Raw genomic sequence first — 18701 nt, forward strand, 5'->3', positions numbered from 1 at the left:
GTACGTGCTTCGACCCGGTTCCTCTCGTTACTCGGGTCGCCCCGCGCCGGGCAGTCCGACGCGTTGGCAAAGTTCGGCGGCAATCACGGGCAGCGGCAAAATCGCGCGCGCGGCATCGAGCGCGGCGGCGGCCTTCGGCATGCCGTAGACGGCGCTCGTCGCGGCGTCCTGCGCGATCGTGTAATAGCCCTTCGCACGCATGGCCTTCAGGCCGATCGCGCCGTCGCGGCCCATGCCGGTCAGCAGCACGCCGATGGCCGTGCCGCGCCAGTGCTCGACCACGCTGTGAAAGAACGTGTCGACGGAAGGCCGGTACGGCGTGTCCGCCGGCTCGCGGGTGTAAGCGAGCTTGCCGGCGGCCGTCATGCACAGATGGTCGTTGGTGGCCGCGAGCAGCGCCTCGCCGGGCGTGGGCCGGTCGCCTTCCTTGGCGACGCGCACCTTCAGCGCGGCCTGGCCGTCGAGCCAGTCGGCCATGCCCGCCGCGAACGACTGATCGACGTGCTGCACGATCACGATCCCGGCGTTGAAGCTGGCCGGCAGCGCGCCCAGCACGGTGGCGAGCGCCGTGGGGCCGCCCGCCGATGCGCCGATCGCCACCAGCGGCGTGCGCGCGTCGGTGGCGATCGCGCTGGCGCCCTGGGTGCGCGCGACGTCGCTCACCACGTTCACGCGGCCGATCTGTTCGATCTTCGCGAGCAGCAGATCCATCGTGCGGCGCGCATCGGGGCCCGCGAGCGTGGGCGTGTCGACGGCGTCGAGCGCACCCGCGCCCATCGCCTCGTAGACGCGCCAGGCGTTCGCGCCAACGCTGCTCGTGACGATCAGGATCGGGCACGGCGAGCGCGCCATGATGCGCCGCGTGGCTTCCACGCCGTCGAGCCTGGGCATGACGAGATCCATCAGGATCACGTCGGGCGGCTGCGCGGCGCAGAAGTCCACCGCCTGTTCGCCGTCCTGCGCCACCCATAGCACACGATGCCCCGGCCGCCTGGCGATGGCGTGACGCAACGCCTCCACGGCCAGCGGCATGTCGTTCGCGATGCCGATATTCATCAGGTCGCCTCTCCGATCAGATCGTTCACGGCGTCGAGCAGCGCCTCGTCGTGGAAGCTGCCCTTGGTCAGGTAATAGTCGGCGCCCGCGTCCAGGCCGCGCCGGCGGTCGTCCTCGCGATCCTTGTACGAGACGATCATCACCGGCACCGCGCGCTGCTGCGGATCGCTGCGGATCATCGTGACGAGTTCGATGCCATCCATGCGCGGCATGTCCACGTCGGTGATCACCAGATCGAACTGGCCCGTGCGCAAGGTGTTCCAGCCGTCCATGCCGTCCACCGCCACGGTCACGGCGTAGCCGCGCTTTTCGAGCAGCTTGCGCTCCAGCTCGCGCACGGTCAACGAATCTTCCACGACCAGAATGCGCTTGCGTTCGCGCGCCGTGGTCTGCGCGCCGCGCGCGACGCCCGCGAGCTGTCCTTCGCGCACCAGCCGACCGACCGACGCGACGATATCCTCGACGTCGACGATCAGCGCCACCGTGCCGTCTTCGAGCAGCGACGCGGCCGCCACGTTGCGCACCTTGCCCAGACGCGCGTCGAGCGGTTGCACGGCGAGCGTGCGCTCGCCCGCGAAGGCGTCGACGGCCACGCCGTAGAGCGCGGCTTCGTGGCCCGCGTCGTCGCCGACCAGCACCACGCTTACGTCGTCGGCGTCCGCTGCGGGCACGCCGCGCCCGTCGGCGCCAAGCAACTGGCGCGCGGTCACGAGGCCCACGGGCCGCCCTTCGTAGGCGATGTGCTGCTGGCCTTCGAGCATTTCGATCGCGCTGCGCGGCACGCGCAAGGCGCGCCGCACGTGTGCGAGCGGGAACGCATAGGCCTCGCCCGCCACATCGACGATCAGGCTGCGCATGACCGAAAGCGTGAGCGGCAATTGCAGCACGAAACGCGTGCCGCGCCCCGCCGTGCTTTCGATGCGCACCGTGCCGTGCACGGCCTTGGCGAAATTCTGCACGGCGTCGAGACCCACGCCGCGCCCGGACACGTCGGTGACGCGCTCGCGCATCGTGAAGCCCGGCAGCAGCAGGAAGTCGAGCAGTTCCGGCTCGGACATGAGGGCCACGGCGTCGGCCTGCGCGAGACCGCGCGCGACGATGGCGCGTTTGAGCGCGTCGAGATCGACGCCCGCGCCGTCGTCGGCCACGGCGATCAGCAGCTTGCCCGCGCTGTGGCGCGCTTCGAGCGTAAGGCGCGCTTCCTCGGGCTTGCCCGCGCTCAGCCGCGCGACCGGATCTTCGATGCCGTGATCGAGCGCGTTGCGCAGCAGGTGGCCGAGCGGCGCATCGAGCATTTCGAGGATGTCGCGGTCGACCTGGGTCGATTCGCCATCGACGACGAAACGTACGCGCTTGCCGAGCGAACGCGCCAGATCGCGCACCATGCGCGGCCAGGCGTGGGCCGCGTCGCCGAACGGGCGCATGCGGCATTGCAGGGCTTCGTCGTAGAGGCGCTGCGCGAGCTGGGTGCCGCGCCGGTCGATGCGGTCGAGGTCGTCGAAACGTTCGGCGAGTTGGCGTTCGAGCGCGCCCAGCGCCGCGCGCACATCGGCGAGCGAGGCGCGCGCGTCGGCGTCGAGCGTGTCGCCGTGGCGTTCGTGGAACTGGCCGAGCGCCGCCAGCACGCCGCTCTGCGCGCGGCGCACGCGCAGCAGGCCGTCGGCGAACGGACGAATGCGGCGCGACTCCACCAGCGACTCGCCCGCGAGCCCGAGCAAACGGTCGAGCGTGCCCGCGCGCACGCGCAGCATGCGGTGGCTTTCGTGCGGCGTGCCGGGCGTTGCGGTTTCGGGCGGCGTTGGCGTCGGTGCTGGCGTTGGCGGTGCTGCGGGCGGTTCGTCCGCTTGTGGCGATTGTGGCGATTGTGACGGCTGCGACGATTGCAGCGCCGCGATGCTCGCGGCCAGCAGCGCTTCCGCGTCGTTGGGCGTTTCCGCTTGCGCCGAGGCCCGCGTCTCCTGCTGCACCTGCGCCGCACCCACGAGCCGCGTCACGAAGGCCTCGACCGCGTCGCGCGCCAGCGGCGGCGCAGCCGGATCACCGGCCGCGAGCAGCATGTCGATGCCGACCAGCAGCGCGTCGATATGCGCCGCGCCGATCGTCAGCAGGCCGTGCTGGGCCGCGACGAAACAGTCCTCCATCGCGCTCGCCACCTCGACCGCCTCGGGCAGCCCGACGATGCGCGCCGCGCCCTTGAGCGAGTGCGTCGCGCGCATGCAGGCTTCGAGCGTGGACGCCTCCGTGGGCGCCGCTTCGAGCGCGAGCAGACCGGCGGACAGCGTGCGCGTCTGCGTCTGCGCTTCCTCGTGAAAGAGGTCGAGCAGCGAGCGCCGGCTCAGGTCGTCGGCGCTGTCGTTATCGTCGTGGTCGCCGTGCTGGCTGCTCATCGCAGACTCCTCGCAAGCGCGCCGAACAGCGCATCGGGTTCGAGCACGCCCACCGAACGGCCGCGCCAGACGAACACGCCGCGCACGTGGCGGCCCGCCGCCTGCGCGAGCGTGGCCGGCGCGGGCAGCAGTTCGTCGTCGCCGAACCAGGCGACGCCGTCCACATCGTCGACGGGAAACGCCGTTGTCTCGCCGCCCCACTCCGTCACCAGCAGGCGCGGCGTGGCTACGCGCACCGAGGCGGATGCAACGGTCGCGGCGGCATCGATATGCAGCAACTCGGCCAGCGACGCCGCGAGCGTGAGCACGCCGCGCACGTTCACGACGCCGAGCACGGCCGCGCTGCGCCGGTGCGGCAGCGAATGCACGGGCCGCGACTCGCCCACGTAGCGCAGCGCCTGCGCGGGCAGCGCGAGCCATTCCGCGCCGACGCGAAACACCAGCGAACCGGTCTGTCGCGCGTTGCTGCGCACCGCATGATTATTTCGCGATCCTGATAATTCGGCATGCCGATTATTGTCTCGCGGATCACGAAGATCGCGCACCTCACGCGGCGCCGGCCGATCGAGCATGCGTGCGGCGGCCTGCTCGAACACGGGACAGTTGAGGCAGCGCACGTATTCGGCGAGCCTGGGACACGAGTTGTCGCCGAGCACGCCGATGCTTTTCCAGCAGGCGTCGAACGGCACGTCCTGCGGCGCGCTCAGTTCGTCCATCGCATGCGCGTCACGCATCGGCGCCTCCTCGGTCCGGCGCACGCTGCGCGGCGCGTTCGGCGCGGCGCATCAGGCGGCGCGCGCCCTCGGCGTCGCCCTGCACTTCGAGCAGCGCCGCGAGATGCGTGAGCGCTTCGTAATGACCGGGTTCCAGATAAACCGCCTTGCGATAGTGTTCCTGGGCGAGCGCGCCGTTACCTTGCGCGTCGGCGATCAGGCCGAGCAGATACCACGTCGGCGCGTCGTGCGGCGCGGCCTGCGCGGCCTCGGTCGCGAGGCGCTGCGCATCGTCGAGCGCGCCCGCGTCGGCGAGACGCCGCGCTTCGCGCAGCGCCGCATCGGGCGTCGGCGCGCTCGGCTGCGTGCGCGTCGAGAGCGCGGTGAACGGCGCGAGCGGCGCGGTGTTTTGCGTGGGCGTCACGCCAGGCGAGAAGCCGTTGAGCGGCGCGCCTGCGCGGGCGGAAAACGCCGCCGCCGGCGCACTCGCCGCCCCCGGCACCACGCCGACGAAACCGGCCGCGCGCGCGGGCGGCGCGGCATGCAGCGGACGCAGCGCAGCAGGCGGCACCGCGCCGGGCGCGCTCGCCACCGGCGCACGCGCGTTCGCCGTCACGCTGGCGCCCGGCAGACAGCCCACCGCCAGCGACGACGCCAGCGCCTGCGGCCCGGCGGCCTCGCCATCGGCGCGCGCGGCCTCGGGCACGCGAAAACCGAATGCGAGCGGGATATACGCCGACTGGAATTCGTGGCGCATCATCAGCCCGGTCTCGGCGGGACCGACGAAGATCATGCCGCCGTCGGCGAGACGCCCGCGCAGCAGACCGATCGCGCGGTCCTGCGCGGCGCGGTCGAAGTAGATCAGCACGTTGCGGCAGAAGATGAAGTCGTAACGCACCGGATGCGCCGCGAGCCACTCGAACAGATTCGCGCGCTCGAAATGCACGGCGCGGCGCACCGTATCGGCCAGCCGCCAGCCGTCCGGCCCGGCGTGAAAATAGCGTTCGCGAAACGACAGCGCGTCGCCGCGAAACGCGTTGCGGCCATACACGGCGCGCGCGGCGGCTTCGATCGACGCGGCGCTGATGTCGAGTGCGTCGATGCCGAACTGCGCGTGCGAGAGCCCGGCGTCGAGCAGCGCCATCGCCGCCGAATACGGTTCCTCGCCCGTCGAACACGGCACGCTGAGCACGCGCAGCACTTCGCCCGGATGCTTCGTCAGATGCTCGGCGCCGATGCGCGCGAGCGCCATGAAGGCTTCGCGCTCGCGGAAGAACCAGGTTTCGGGCACGACCAGCGCGTCGATGAGCGCCTGGCGTTCGGCGGGCGCGGTCGTCAGGTAGGTCCAGTAGGCGTCGCGGACCTTGTCGGGCAGCGCGAGGCCGCCTTCCCATTGCGCCGGAACCGGCGGCTGCACGGGCGCGGCGTGAGCATGACCGTGATGCGAGGCGCGATGGGAATCGTGATGGGCGTTGTGATGCCCATGGTGATGCACGCTGCGATGGCCGCCGTGGTGCGAAGCATGGCCGTGCGCCGACGCGTCGCCACCCTCGCTGGCCGCCAGCATCGCCGCGATCATCGCCGCCGCGCGCGACGCCACCGCGCGCGCCAGCGCGTGCGCGCCGAGCGATTCGGCTTCGATGCCGGTTTCTTCGAGCAGCCAGGCGGAAAAGCGCGGATCGACGGTCTTCATGGCGCACGCCCGTCAGTGGCCGCGCGCCGCCACGAAGGCGGATCGGGGAACAGCAGCGCGCGTACGCGCGCGTCGAGCAACTGATCGACCTTCACCCATTGCACGAAACCGTGCGCGTCGCTGGCCACGGGTCCGAGCCAGCGCGCCTCGGGCGTGGCGATGCCGCCTTCGGCGAAGGCGTCGGCGGCGAGGGTCTGCGTGCGCGTCGCGCTTTCGAGCAGCAGCGCGAGGCAGCGCGACGGCGTATCGATGTCGGCTGAAGCGCCGCCCGATGTATCGACGCCCGACGCCCCGTCGTTCACCAGCACGAGCCGCGTCGACATCAGCGCGCGCGACGGCCGCCCGAGCGCGAGCCTCGCCAGATCGACGACCGGCACCGGCGCGCCGTCGTGATCGATCACGCCCGCGATATACGGCGGCGTGCCCGCGAACGCGCGCACCGGCTGCAACGGCAACACGCGCACGATTTCGCGCGCGTCGAGCGCGTAGCGTTCGCCATCCAGCTCGAAGACCAGAAAGAGCATCGCGGCTCCGTTCAGCGGCGCGTCATCATGGGCGTCGTCATCCGCGTCACGCCTCGATCCTGAAGCGCGACACGCCCGTGCGCAGTTCGTTGGCCACGAGCGTCAGATTGTCGATGGCCTGCGACGACTGGCGCAGCGACTCCGCCGTCTGCTGCGCCGCCTCGGAAAGCTGGATCAGCGCCTGGGTAATCTGCTCGGCGCTGGTCGCCTGCGCCTGCATGCCGTCGTTGACCACCTGGAAGCGCGGCGCGAGCGTCTGCACCGCGCCGATGATCTGCGAAAGCTGCCCGCCCACCAGTTGCACGTCGTGCATGCCGCGGCGCACTTCCTCCGCGAACTTGTCCATGCCCATCACGCCCGCCGAGACCGCCGACTGGATCTCCTTGACGGTCTGCTCGATGTCGTAGGTCGCCACCGCAGTCTGGTCGGCCAGTCGCCGGATCTCGGTCGCCACCACGGCGAAGCCGCGGCCGTATTCGCCGGCCTTCTCGGCTTCGATCGCCGCGTTCAGCGACAGCAGATTGGTCTGATCCGCGACCTTGGTGATGGTCGCCACCACCTGGTTGATGCTGACGGCCTTCTCGTTGAGGATCGCGAGCTTGGCGTTCACCGAGCCCGCCGCTTCCATCACGCTGCGCATGGTGTCTTCCATGTGCGTGAGGCCGCTCTGGCTCGTGGTGGCGAGCGAAGCCGACTGCTCGGCCACGGTCGCCACCTCGCCCATCGTGCGCACGAGGTCGCGCGCCGTGGCGAAAATCTCGCGCGAGGTCGCGCCGATCTCGGTCGTGGTGGCCGCCGTCTCGCTCGCGGTCGCCTGCTGCTCCTTCGAGGTCGCGGCCACTTCGGCCACCGAGGTCGTCACCTGCAGCGACGACTTCTGCGCCTGCGCCACGAGGCTCGCGAGTTCGTCGCTCATGCGGTTGAAACCGTCTTCGAGCACGCCGAATTCGTCCTTGCGTCCCAGCTCCAGACGCTGCGAAAGATTGCCCATGCGCATCGCATCGTGGACTTCGACGAGCCGCCCCATCGGCCGCGTAATCGCGCGATAGAGCAGATAGCCGGTCGCGAGCGAGGCCAGCAGCACGACGCCGAGCGCCGTGGCGAGCGTGATTTCCGTGCCGGTCACCGAACTGCGGATCGCGCGCGCGGACTCGTCGGCGCGCCGGCGGTTTTCGTCGACGACCACGTTGGCCGCGTCGATCACTTCGCGCCAGCTCGCGTCGAGCTGCACGAAGGCGCCTTGCGCGGCGGCGCGCTGCGCGGGCAGTTGGCGCGCGATGGCCATCAATTGCGGCAGATAGCGGCCGTACGCATCGCGAAAGCGCTGGAAGCGCGCGCGGTCGTCGGCGTCGTACATCGAGGCCTCGTAGTGCGCCGCGTCCTGCTGGGCCTGGTTGACGGCAACCGGCAGTTGCGCGAGGACGCGCGCCACGGCGGCCGGATCGGTTTCCACGAAGACGGCGCGCTCGACCAGCGCGTAGGTCTGATTGGCGGCGGCACGCATCGAGGTGGAGTAGAACAGGCCCGGCACGGAATCGTGCGACAGGCTGAGGGCTTCGTCGTCGATGGCGCGCAGGCGGTCCCACGAGAGGGCGGCCGTGGCGAGCATCAGCACGAACAGCAAGCCGAAACTCACGACGATGCGCGTCCCGAGTGTGTAGCGACCGTGGGTCTGGCGCGGCAGGCCGGCTGAGCCGGAACGGGGCATGGCTGTGCTCATTACGCTTGGGCTTTTCCGGTTGGCGGCGGGAGGCGGCGTTTGCCGTCCGCGCAAGGTGCGCGAGCGCACAGACGCCCCGGCGAAGGCCCGTCACACGGGCTTCCGGGGCGTAGTGTAATGCGTTTGAGCACTTTTATGCGATGAGGACACTACCTGACGAGGCGGCGCGGCAACGCTGAGCGCGTTTTTCGATATAGCAGCAAAGCGCGGCGGGCACGCTCGCTCGGCTCGTCCGGGCTGACATCGCCTTCGGGTGTGCGCCGCGACGGGCTTGAAACGCTTGCTTAATCCGTTTTGCGCACGAAGCGCGCGACCGCGTCCACGACCATTTCGCGATGACGCGCGCGCAGGCGCGGATGCGACGGATCGCGGCCGAACGCGGCGCCGAACGTGTGGCGGTTGCCCACGCGATGAAAGCACATCGAGCTGATCAGCAAGTGCAGGTCGATCGGGTCGATATCGGTGCGGAACACGCCGGCCGCCACGCCGCGCGCGAGCAGATCCTCGATCGTGCGGATCACGCTGGCGTTACGCGTGCGGAACGTCTTGAGCCGCTCGATGTACTTCGCGCCGTGGATGTTTTCGATCGTCACGAGGCGCACGAAGTCGCGATGGCGGTCGTGGTAGTCGAAGGTGAATTCGACGAGGCGCTTGAGGCCTTCCTCGGGATCGAGTTCGTCGATATGCAGGTCCTGTTCGAGCGCACGGATGTCGCCGTAGACCTTGTCGAGCACCGCTTCGTACAGCCCTTCCTTGCTGCCGAAGTAGTAATACAGCATGCGCTTCGTGGTGTTCGTGCGCTCGGCGATCGCGTCCACGCGCGCGCCCGACAGCCCCATCGCCGAAAACTCGGCGGTCGCCACTTCCAGAATGTTGCGCTTGGTTTGCTCCGGATCGTACTTGCGCCGGCTTTCGGATTGAGCGTCGTTGCGTTCGGCCGAAGCCGCCGGTCTTGCCATATCGTTGTTGTGGACCGCAGGGAGGGAGGGATGCGGCCGATTCTAGCATGGCGGGCGCCGCGTCCCGCGAGGCCGGGCCAAGCCGGCCGGTGTTCCGCAGGCCGTCTGGAGCAGGCGCGCGGCGCGCGGATTGCAGCGGCCTTGCAGCGGTATTTCGCCGATCTTGCCGCCGCGTTGCAGCGCGCTTTCGGCGCGGCTTCATCGAGGTTTCATTGACGCCTCGACGAAGCCGCGCACCAGACCGATCACACCAGCTCGATCCGCTTGATATCGCCGACGATGAAGATATACGACGCCGCCCCGATCAGCGCGATCACGCCGATAAACACCAGCGCCCAGACGAACGAGCCCGTCACGCCCACGATCAGCCCGACCACCAGCGGCGTGATGATGCCCGCGAGGTTGGCCGCCAGGTTGAAGATGCCGCCCGTCAGGCCCAGCATGCCGGCCGGCGCGATGTCGGAGACCAGCGTCCAGCCCAGCGCCGCCATGCCCTGCGCGAAGAACGCGATCGAGAGGATCACGATCACCGTCACGTTGCTTTCGACGAAGTTCGCCAGAATGATCGTCGAAGCCAGCAGCAGCCCGGCGATGATCGGCAGCTTGCGCGCCACGTTGGCCGAGTAGCCGCGGCGCAGCATCCAGTCGGAGAACGTGCCGCCGAACATCACGCCGATCGAGGCGGCGATGAACGGCATGATCGCGAAGAAGCCGATCTTGAGCCAGCCCATGTGGCGCTCGGTGGCGAGATAGGTCGGGAACCACGTCAGGAAGAACACGAGCGTGGAGTTGCCCGCGAACTGGCCGAGGCAGATGCCCGCGAGCTGACGGCGGCGCACCAGTTGGCCCGCGAGACGCCAGTCGAAGCCCTTCTTCGCGCTCTTGTCGCCCGCCTGTTCGGCGGCGGCCTCTTCCTTCGCGGCCTTGCGTTCGTGCTTCGCCAGGCCGCCGCCCGCCTCGATGTAATCGAGTTCGGCGCGGTTGGCCGCCGGGTGCTCGTGCGGCTCGCGATACAGGAACCACCAGATGAAGCCGAAGCCGATGCCCGCCGCACCCACCACGTAGAACAGCGAGCGCCAGCCGTAGGCGCCCATCAGCGCGAACAGAAACGGGCTGAAGAACGCGAGGCCGATGTACTCGCCCACGGTGTAGGTGCCGGTCGCGAACGCGCGTTCGTGCTGCGGGAACCAGGTCGCCACCACGCGGCTATTGGTCGGAAAGCACGGCGATTCGGCCGCACCCAGCCCGAGCCGGCAGGCGAACAGCGCGCCCACGCTGCCGACGAAACCCTGGATCAGCGTGCAGGTCGACCACAAGGTCATCGCGAGAAAGTACGTGAGCTTGCTGCCGAAGCGGTCGAGAAACACGCCGCCCGGAATCTGCGCGACCACGTAGCTCCACGAGAACGCCGAGAACACGAGGCCCATCAGCGCCGCATTGATGCCCAGTTCCTTGGTCAGTTGCGGCGCCGCGATACCCAGCACGGTGCGGTCCAGGTAGTTGATCATGGTGCCGACGGCGAGCAGGCCGAGGATGCGATAGCGCGCTTTCGAGCGCCGTACTGCGCCTGCGGCGGACGTCGAGGAAAGCGTCGGCGCGTCGCGGCCCGTGGATACGGGAGGTGCCATGTCTGTCTCCATTCCTGTTAATGGCCGGATTGGCCCGGCTTGTTATTGGCCGGCGCCCTGGGCTGCGCCCGGTGCCAGCATCGACTGCAAATGCGCGTACATGCGCTCCGCGTCCGGCTCGACGCCGGTGAAGAGGCGGAAAGCGTCCACGGCCTGATAGACCGCCATGCCGCCGCCGCTGAGCGTGCGGCAGCCGCGTGCCTCGGCGGCTTCGAGCAGCGCCGTGCGGATCGGGAAATAGACGATGTCGGCCACCCACAGGCCCGCGTGCAGATACTCGGCGGGCAGCGGCAGCCCCGGCAGCTTGGCCATGCCGGTCGGCGTGCAGTGGATCAGGCCGGTGGCCGCCGCGAGCGTCGCTTCGAGCGAACCGCCCGCGCTCACGCGCGCCTGCGGGAAGCGCGCCTGCAGTTCGGCGGCGAGCGAGTCGGCGCGCGTGGCGTCGACGTCGAACAGCGTGAGCGCGCGGGCGCCCATTTGCAGCGCCGCGTGCGCGACCGCCGCGCCCGCGCCGCCCGCGCCCAGTTGCACCACCGATTCGAGCGACACGTCGGGCAGGCCGCGCCTGAAGGCGCTCGCGAAGCCCGACCAGTCGGTGTTGTGGCCGATGCGCTTGCCGTCGCGCAGCAGCACCGTGTTGACGGCGCCCAGCGCGCGGGCGTCGTCCGAGAGTTCGTCGAGCAGCTCGATCACCGCCTGCTTGCAGGGATAGGTGATGTTCAGGCCGTCGAAGCCCATGCGCTCGGCCGCGAGCAGCAGCTCGGGCAGCGCGGCGGGCGTGAGTTCGAGCGCGTCGAGATCGATGCGACGGTAGACGTAGTTGAAACCGAGTTCGCGCCCTTCTTTCTCGTGCATCGCGGGCGTGAGCGAGCCGCCGATGCCCTTGCCGATCAGGCCGCAAAGGAACGAGCGCGGTTTGTTGCTGTCGTGCTGGCTCATTGCGTCACCTGCTTCGCGAATTTCGTGGTCAACAAGGTCTGCATGCGTTCGAGCGCGAGCACGTAGCCCTGCGTGCCGCAACCGACGATGATCGCTTCGGCGATCGGCGAAACGAACGAGTGGTGCCGGAAGGCTTCGCGTTTGTGAACGTTGGAAATATGGACCTCGATCACGGGCTTGGCGATGGCGGACAGCGCATCGGCGATCGCCACCGACGTATGCGTATAAGCGGCCGGATTGATGACGATGCCGTCGACGCGCGTGCGCGCCTCGTGCAGCCAGTCGATCAGCTGATGCTCGGCGTTCGACTGCCGAAAATCGACTTCGAGATGAAGGCGGGCCGCCGCGTCATGGCACATCCGCGCCACGTCGTCGAGGGTTTCCGCCCCGTATATCGCGGGTTCCCGCGTTCCCAGCAGATTCAGATTCGGCCCGTTCAGGACCAGTACCGACGGCAATTGCATCACACACTCCACAACAGCGCACAACAACGGTTTGGCAAGCGCGGAATCTTCGGTCGAAATTCGCTGCGGTTGATTCTCAACACAAGACGGCGCCTAATAACATTCTTGAGATTGATTGGCCGCATGGCATCCCACGCATGGCCGCCAGTGTGCCGCGCGCGCGCCCCGGGGTCACCCTGGGGTTTCCGAGAATTTGTACTAACTGGTTAGTTTGGTTATTCTTGCGACACTCCGGCGGGCATCTGTATCCGCACCGCCGGCCCGGGTCGTACGGCTCATACCGGTTACAGTTATTGCTGCATTTACGCCATGTCCAAGCTGCCCCACGCCTCCGCTCCCGCGCCCCTGCGCCGCTCGATCGCGACTGTTTCGATTAGCGGCACGCTCGCGGAGAAGCTCGCCGCCATCAGTGCCGCGGGCTTCACGGCGGTGGAAATCTTCGAAAACGACCTGCTCTATTTCGAAGGCTCGCCCGCCGACGTGCGCCGCATGGCCGCCGATCTGGGCCTCGATATCGTGCTGTACCAGCCGTTCCGCGACTTCGAGGGCGTGAGCGCCGAGCGCCTCGCGCGCAACGTCGAGCGCGTCAAGCGCAAGTTCGACGTAATGCACGAACTGGGTACGGACCGCATGCTGGTCTGCAGCAACGTCTCGCCCGACACGATCACCGACGACGCGCTCGTCGCCGAACAGCTCGGCGCGCTGGCGAAGGCGGCCGGCGAAGCAGGCGTGGTGACCTGTTATGAAGCACTGGCGTGGGGCCGTCACGTGCGAACCTACCGCCATGCGTGGCAGCTCGTGAATACGGTGAATCATCCGAATCTCACGCTCGCGCTCGACAGTTTCCACACGCTTTCGCTCGACGATACGCCCGACGCCATCGCGCAGATTCCCGGCGGCCGCATCGGCTTCGTGCAGATCGCGGACGCGCCCAAAATGCAGATGGACGTGCTCGAATGGAGCCGCCATTACCGCTGCTTCCCGGGTCAGGGCGACTTCGCGCTCGCCGATTTCACGGCGCAAGTGGTGAAAAGCGGCTACACCGGTCCGCTTTCGCTCGAGATCTTCAACGACGGTTTTCGCGGCGCGCCGCCCGCGGCCACGGCCGCCGACGGCCATCGTTCGCTGCTGCTGCTCGAAGCGCTCACGCGCGACACGCTGGAAGCCGAACACGACACCGCGCATGCCGCGCCGCTCTATCATCCGCCTGCCGCGCCCACGCACACGGAGTGGCAATTCCTCGAATTCGCCGTGAACGATACGGCGCGCGCGCAAGTCGCCGACTGGCTCGGCAAGCTGCATTTCCGCCGCGCGGGCCAGCATCGCTCGAAGAACGTCACGCTTTATCAGCACGGCTCGGCGGCCATCGTGCTGAACGCCGAGCGCGATTCGTTCGCCGACGCCTTTTTCCAGCGCCACGGTCTCTCGCTGTGCGCCTCCGCGCTGCGCGTGGACAACGCGCAACTGGCGCTCGAACGCGCCGCCGGTTTCGGCTATCAGCCGTTCTCGGGCCGCGTCGGGCCGAACGAGCGCGTGGTGCCCGCCGTGCAGGGTCCGGACGGCAGTCTTAACTATTTCGTTAACGAAGAACCGGGTCAGCCGACGCTGTTCGAAGCCGACTTCGTGCTCACCGATGTGGACGGTCCGACCGAAGTCGGCCCGATCAGCGGCATCGATCACGTGAGTCTTTCGCTGCCCGCCGGTTCGTTCGACGCGTGGGTGCTGTTCCTCAAATCGGTGTTCGGTTTGCAGGCCAGCGCGCCTGTGATGCTGCCCGATCCGTATGGTCTCGTGCGCAGCCGCGCCCTGTTCAGCGCCGATCGCGGCCTGCGCATGGTGCTCAACGCGTCGGTCGATCAGCACACGGCGGCTGCCGAAACCGTGCGCGCGTATCACGGCAGCGGACTGAGTCACGTGGCCTTCACGACCGCCGACATCTTCCGCGCGGTGACGGAATTCGAAGCGGCGGGCGTGCCGCTGCTGCGCGTGCCCGCGAACTATTACGACGATCTCGACGCGCGCTTTGCGCTGCGCGGCGATTTCCTCGACGCATTGCGTCAACACAATCTGCTCTACGATCGAGACGAACGCGGCGGCGAATTCCTGCACGCCTACACGGAGACGCTCGACCAGCGCTTCTTCCTCGAACTCGTGGAACGGCGCGGCGGCTACGACGGCTATGGCGCGCCGAACGCGGCCGTGCGTCTCGCCGCGCAGGCGCGTCAGCGTGCGCAGTCGCAGAAGTAATCAACGAAGCATCGAAGCACAAGCACAGTACGCAACACCGGCGCGGCACCTGCCGCGACCACTTCTCGCACAGAACTTATAAGTGCTCGAAAAAGCACATAACAATAAGTATTCCTACTTTTCCTGGAGACGCACAACGATGAAGAAATCCGCCTTCGGTCCCGGCCTGTTCCTCGCAGCCGGCGCTGCCCTGATCGCCAATCCCGCCTTTGCGCAGAGCAGCGTCACGCTGTACGGCGCCATCGACGACGCCATCACCTACGTGAACAACCAGAACGGCAAGTCGAACGTCTATCTGCGCCAGGGTAATGTCTACGCCTCGAAGTTCGGCTTTCAGGGCAAGGAAGATCTCGGCGGCGGCACCTTCGCGATCTTCGATCTGCAAAACGGTTTCGATCCGAACACCGGCGCGATGCAGTCGAGCGGCCTGATCTTCAACCGCCAGGCGTATGTGGGTCTGCAAAACCGCAGCGCGGGCACCTTCACGATGGGCCGCCAGTACACGCCCTACTACCAGTTCGTCGGTCCGCTCACGGGCAGCAACTGGCTGACCGGCGCAACGGGCGCGCACCCGGGCGATATCGACGGCCTCGACACCACCGTGCGCATCAACAACTCGGCGATCTACACCACGCCCTCTTGGAACGGCCTGCAGGCAAGCGCGATGTACGCATTCGGCGGCATTGCGGGCAGCACCGGCAAGGGGCAGACGTGGAGCGCCGCGCTGCGCTACCTGAACGGCCCGATCTCGCTCGCGGCCGCTTACCTGCGCATGGACAACGCCGCGCTGACGAGCGGCTTCGACACCTCGTCGACGGCGAGCTTCGGCAAGTCCTCGCTGAATACGGGCTATGTGTCGGCGCGCGCGGTGCAGCATATCGCCGTGGCGGGGAACTACGCGATCGGCAATCTCACGCTCGGCGCCTCGTATTCGAACGTCGAATATCTGCCGGGCGGCAAGTCGATCTTCGCGGATACGGCCGTCTTCAACACGTGGGCCGCGCTGGCCGTCTACCGCTTCACGCCGGCGTTCGACGTGGGCGGCGGCTACGCGTACACGATGGCCTCGAAGGCGAACGGCATCAGCAGCGCCGCGCGCTATCAGCAGGTGTCGCTCAAGGAAACCTACCACCTCTCGAAGCGCACCTCGCTCTACGCGTTGCAGGGTTATCAGCACGCGAGCGGCCAGACGCTGGGCGCGAACGGCGCGGGCGACATCGTCGACGCGACGCCGGCCGTGGGCGATTCGCAGAACAGCACGCCGTCGAGCACGCACTCGCAGTTCGTCGGCATGGCGGGCATCGCGTTCCTGTTCTGAGGCGGCGCGTCAATACGACGCGAATCCGCGCGGCACCACGCCCCACGGGCGTCGCGCCGCAGGGACATATCCGCGCGCGGCCAGGCTGACGCGCCGATTCCGGTCGATATGCGACACTTGTCCGTCTCGATCGAGCGGCTCCCGATTGCTCCCGATTGCGCTGACGACGTTCGCAAACCGCGTCGTCATGCGCGATGATTCACGGCGCGGCGCGCGAGGCAAACCAGTCTGAACTCATTTGCCCCAGTTCGCTCAAGCGCACCGTCATGCCGGACCTTCCCTTACCTCCCGCAACTCGCCACTTGCGCGCGCAACCGCGCCGCCGCCACTTCGCGATCGTCCTGTTCTTCGCGATCATCGCCATCGGCACCCTCTACGTTCTCGATCATCTGTTTCTCGACCTGCACGCGGTGCGCGAGAGTTCCGCGCTGCCCTTCGTGCTGCTCGGCCTCGCGCTGCTCATCGCGCTCGGCTTCGAATTCGTGAACGGCTTTCACGATACGGCCAACGCGGTCGCTACCGTGATCTACACGAACTCGCTCGAACCGCATGTCGCCGTCGCGTGGTCGGGCGCGTGGAATTTTCTGGGCGTGCTGGTGTCGAGCGGCGCGGTCGCGTTCGGCATCCTGCAACTGCTGCCCGTCGAACTGATTCTCCAGGTGGGCAGCAGCGCAGGCTTCGCGATGGTGTTCGCGCTCCTCATCGCGGCGATCGTGTGGAATCTCGGCACCTGGTATTTCGGGCTGCCTTCGTCGAGTTCGCACACGCTGGTGGGCTCGATCATCGGCGTGGGCATCATGAACCAGTGGATCAGCGGGCCGTCCGGCACGAGCGGCGTGGACTGGGCCCAGGCGGCGGGCGTGGGCAAGGCGCTACTGTTCTCGCCGGTGGTGGGCTTCGTGCTCTCGGCGCTGGTGCTGCTCGCGCTCAAGTTCGCCGTGCGCGCGCCGCGCCTCTATCGCGAACCCGAAGCGGCCAAGCCGCCGCCGTTCTGGATTCGCGTGCTGCTGATCTGCACCTGCACAGGCGTGTCGTTCGCGCACGGTTCGAACGACGGCCAGAAAGGCATGGGCCTCATCATGCTGATTCTGATCGGCGTGGTGCCGACCGCCTACGCGCTCAACAAGGCGGTAACGCCGGAGCAGACCGAGGCCTTCGTGGCGTCGGCGCGCGCCGCCTCGCTTACGCTCACGCACTATGCGCCGCCCGACCCTGCCGCCGCGCTCGTGGCCGCGCCCGCCGATCCGCGCGCCGAGGTCGAAAAGTATGTGCGCACGCGCCAGTTGCAACCGCAAACGCTGCCCGCGCTGCGCGCGCTGACCGACACCATCGGCGACCAGGTGAGCCTTTCGGGTTCGCTCGCGAAGGTGCCGGAAGTGATCGTCGACAACGTGCGCAACAACATGTACGTGGCCTCCGAAGCAATCCGCCTGATGGAAAAGGCCCACGCGCCCACGTTCGCGCCCGCCGACGCCGCCGTGCTCGACGACTTCCGCAAGCAGATGGACCACGCGACGAAATTCATCCCGACGTGGGTGAAAGTGGCGGTGGCGATCGCGCTCGGTCTCGGCACGATGGTCGGCTGGAAGCGCATTGTCGTGACCGTCGGCGAGAAGATCGGCAAGCAGCACTTGACCTATGGCCAGGGCGCGTCCGCCGAAGCGGTGGCCATGCTCACCATCGGCATGGCGGACGTCTACGGCCTGCCCGTTTCCACCACGCACGTGCTGGCTTCGGGCGTGGCGGGCACCATGGCCGCGAACGGCTCCGGACTGCAATGGAGCACCATTCGCAATCTCGCGCTGGCGTGGGTGCTCACGCTGCCGGCTTCCATCGCGCTGGCCGCCGCGCTGTACTGGGTGTTCCGCCAGATCTTCTGACGATCTTGCGCGCTACGCGGGCACCGCCTCGCGCCCCGCGTTCGCACGCGCGATGATCGTCTTCATGATCTGCGCGGTGCCGTCGCCGATCTGGAAACCGAGGATGTCGCGCAGACGCTGCTCCATCGGTCCGCGGTCGTAGCCACCGTGGCCGAACGACAGCAGGCACTGATGCACCACGTCGTAGGCCAGCTTCGGCGCCCACCATTTGCACATGGCGGCTTCGGCCGTATGCGGCAGCCCGCGATCCTTGAGCCAGAGCGTTTGCAGACACAGCAGGCGCGCCGCTTCCACTTGCGTCGCGTATTCGGCCAGCGGATGCGAGACCCCCTGAAACGCCGCCAGCGGCTTGCCGAACGCCTCGCGCTGCGCCACGTAAGTCCATGTCTCTTCGAGGCTTGCTCGCGCGACGGCGAGCACCTGCAAGCCGATCAACGCGCGCGAAAAATCGAATCCCTGCATCACCTGCACGAAGCCCTTGCCCTCGTCGCCCACCCGATGATCGACGGGCACGCGCACGTTGTCGAAGAAAATCGAACCGCGCCCGATCGCACGCTGACCGTGGCAATCGAAACGATTGCGCGTGATGCCGGGCAGATCCATCGGCACGAGCAGCGCGGACACGCCGCGCGCGCCGTCCTCCACGCGGCCGCTGCGGGCGAACACCACGGCGGCGTCGGCCTGATCGGCGGCGGAAATCGAGGTCTTTTCGCCGTTGAGCACGTAGTGGTCGCCCACGCGCTCCATCTTCAGACGCAGATTCGCCGCGTCGGAACCGCCGCGCGGTTCGGTCAGTGCGATGGCGAGCAGCGCGCGGCCCTGCGTGAGCCGTTGGAGCCACGGCCGCGCGAGTTCGGGACGCGCGTGCTGCGCGAGAATCTGCCCGTTCAGCGACGCGAGCAGGTTGATGTACGAAAGACTCAGGTCGGCGGCCGCGATCGCTTCGTGAATCACGCCCGCCGCGAGGCAGCCCAATCCCTGCCCACCGAACGCTTCGGGCAGTTCGGGCGCGATAAAACCCATCTCGCCCATCTCGCGCATCAGATCGCGATCGAGCACGCGCGTCCGGTCGCGCTCCAGAAAGCCGGGCGCAACGCGCCCTTGCGCGAAACGCTGCGCGTGTTCGGCGAGCGCCGCGAGATCTTCGTCGATATAGGGGTTCATGCGCGCTCC

Annotated in this window: 14 protein-coding genes; 3 read left to right on the forward strand and 11 right to left on the reverse strand. The window is 68.1% G+C overall.

Features of this window, described 5'->3' with window-relative positions; all coding sequences use genetic code 11:
* Positions 1 to 27: 27 nt before the first annotated feature.
* From cheB to aroQ, 10 genes are all read right to left on the reverse strand, one after another.
* Positions 28 to 1056 carry a chemotaxis response regulator protein-glutamate methylesterase gene (cheB, locus tag G5S35_RS36630; RefSeq protein ID WP_065063520.1) on the reverse strand — a complete coding sequence of 343 codons (1029 nt, stop codon included), beginning with the start codon at positions 1054 to 1056 and terminating at the stop codon, positions 28 to 30.
* A complete protein-coding gene (locus G5S35_RS36635; protein ID WP_183040262.1) occupies positions 1056 to 3443 on the reverse strand; it encodes a hybrid sensor histidine kinase/response regulator in 2388 nt (795 codons plus the stop codon). Before G5S35_RS36635 ends, cheB begins: the two co-directional genes overlap by 1 nt.
* A complete protein-coding gene (locus tag G5S35_RS36640; protein ID WP_231957707.1) occupies positions 3440 to 4177 on the reverse strand; it encodes a chemotaxis protein CheW in 738 nt (245 codons plus the stop codon). The genes G5S35_RS36635 and G5S35_RS36640 overlap by 4 nt, the downstream gene beginning before the upstream one ends.
* Positions 4170 to 5849 (reverse strand): CheR family methyltransferase, encoded by a 1680-nt coding sequence (locus tag G5S35_RS39835; protein ID WP_237181848.1) that lies wholly within the window; start codon positions 5847 to 5849, stop codon positions 4170 to 4172. The genes G5S35_RS36640 and G5S35_RS39835 overlap by 8 nt, the downstream gene beginning before the upstream one ends.
* Entirely contained in the window at positions 5846 to 6373 is a 528-nt protein-coding gene (locus G5S35_RS36650; RefSeq protein WP_065063514.1) for a chemotaxis protein CheW, read from the reverse strand. Before G5S35_RS36650 ends, G5S35_RS39835 begins: the two co-directional genes overlap by 4 nt.
* Positions 6374 to 6419: 46 nt before the next feature.
* Positions 6420 to 8093 (reverse strand): methyl-accepting chemotaxis protein, encoded by a 1674-nt coding sequence (locus tag G5S35_RS36655; RefSeq protein WP_065063512.1) that lies wholly within the window; start codon positions 8091 to 8093, stop codon positions 6420 to 6422.
* A 284-nt stretch (positions 8094 to 8377) separates the two neighbouring features.
* The gene (locus G5S35_RS36660) at positions 8378 to 9052 is read right to left on the reverse strand and encodes a TetR/AcrR family transcriptional regulator (RefSeq protein ID WP_065063510.1); all 675 of its coding nucleotides are present in this window, start codon (positions 9050 to 9052) and stop codon (positions 8378 to 8380) included.
* 245 nt (positions 9053 to 9297) lie between these two features.
* The gene (locus tag G5S35_RS36665) at positions 9298 to 10680 is read right to left on the reverse strand and encodes an MFS transporter (RefSeq protein WP_065063508.1); all 1383 of its coding nucleotides are present in this window, start codon (positions 10678 to 10680) and stop codon (positions 9298 to 9300) included.
* A 42-nt stretch (positions 10681 to 10722) separates the two neighbouring features.
* Positions 10723 to 11619 (reverse strand): shikimate dehydrogenase, encoded by an 897-nt coding sequence (locus G5S35_RS36670; RefSeq protein ID WP_080180479.1) that lies wholly within the window; start codon positions 11617 to 11619, stop codon positions 10723 to 10725.
* A complete protein-coding gene (aroQ, locus tag G5S35_RS36675; RefSeq protein WP_065063506.1) occupies positions 11616 to 12083 on the reverse strand; it encodes a type II 3-dehydroquinate dehydratase in 468 nt (155 codons plus the stop codon). Before aroQ ends, G5S35_RS36670 begins: the two co-directional genes overlap by 4 nt.
* Before the next feature lie 345 nt (positions 12084 to 12428).
* Here aroQ and G5S35_RS36680 point away from each other — a divergent pair, with 345 nt between their 5' ends.
* The 3 genes from G5S35_RS36680 to G5S35_RS36690 all read left to right on the forward strand — a co-directional run bounded on the left by G5S35_RS36680 (position 12429) and on the right by G5S35_RS36690 (position 17528).
* Positions 12429 to 14330, forward strand: coding sequence for a bifunctional sugar phosphate isomerase/epimerase/4-hydroxyphenylpyruvate dioxygenase family protein (locus tag G5S35_RS36680; RefSeq protein ID WP_065063577.1), 1902 nt, complete (start codon positions 12429 to 12431; stop codon positions 14328 to 14330).
* A 139-nt stretch (positions 14331 to 14469) separates the two neighbouring features.
* Positions 14470 to 15648, forward strand: a complete 1179-nt coding sequence (locus G5S35_RS36685; RefSeq protein ID WP_176080243.1) for a porin — start codon at positions 14470 to 14472, stop codon at positions 15646 to 15648.
* A gap of 266 nt (positions 15649 to 15914) precedes the next feature.
* Positions 15915 to 17528, forward strand: a complete 1614-nt coding sequence (locus tag G5S35_RS36690) for an inorganic phosphate transporter (RefSeq protein WP_183040263.1) — start codon at positions 15915 to 15917, stop codon at positions 17526 to 17528.
* Positions 17529 to 17540: 12 nt separating this feature from the next.
* Here the strand turns inward: G5S35_RS36690 and aliB are convergent, their stop codons facing one another.
* Entirely contained in the window at positions 17541 to 18692 is a 1152-nt protein-coding gene (gene aliB, locus G5S35_RS36695) for a cyclohexanecarboxyl-CoA dehydrogenase (RefSeq protein ID WP_183040264.1), read from the reverse strand.
* Positions 18693 to 18701 lie beyond the last annotated feature (9 nt).

Source organism: Paraburkholderia tropica (assembly GCF_014171495.1).
Lineage (GTDB): Bacteria > Pseudomonadota > Gammaproteobacteria > Burkholderiales > Burkholderiaceae > Paraburkholderia > Paraburkholderia tropica.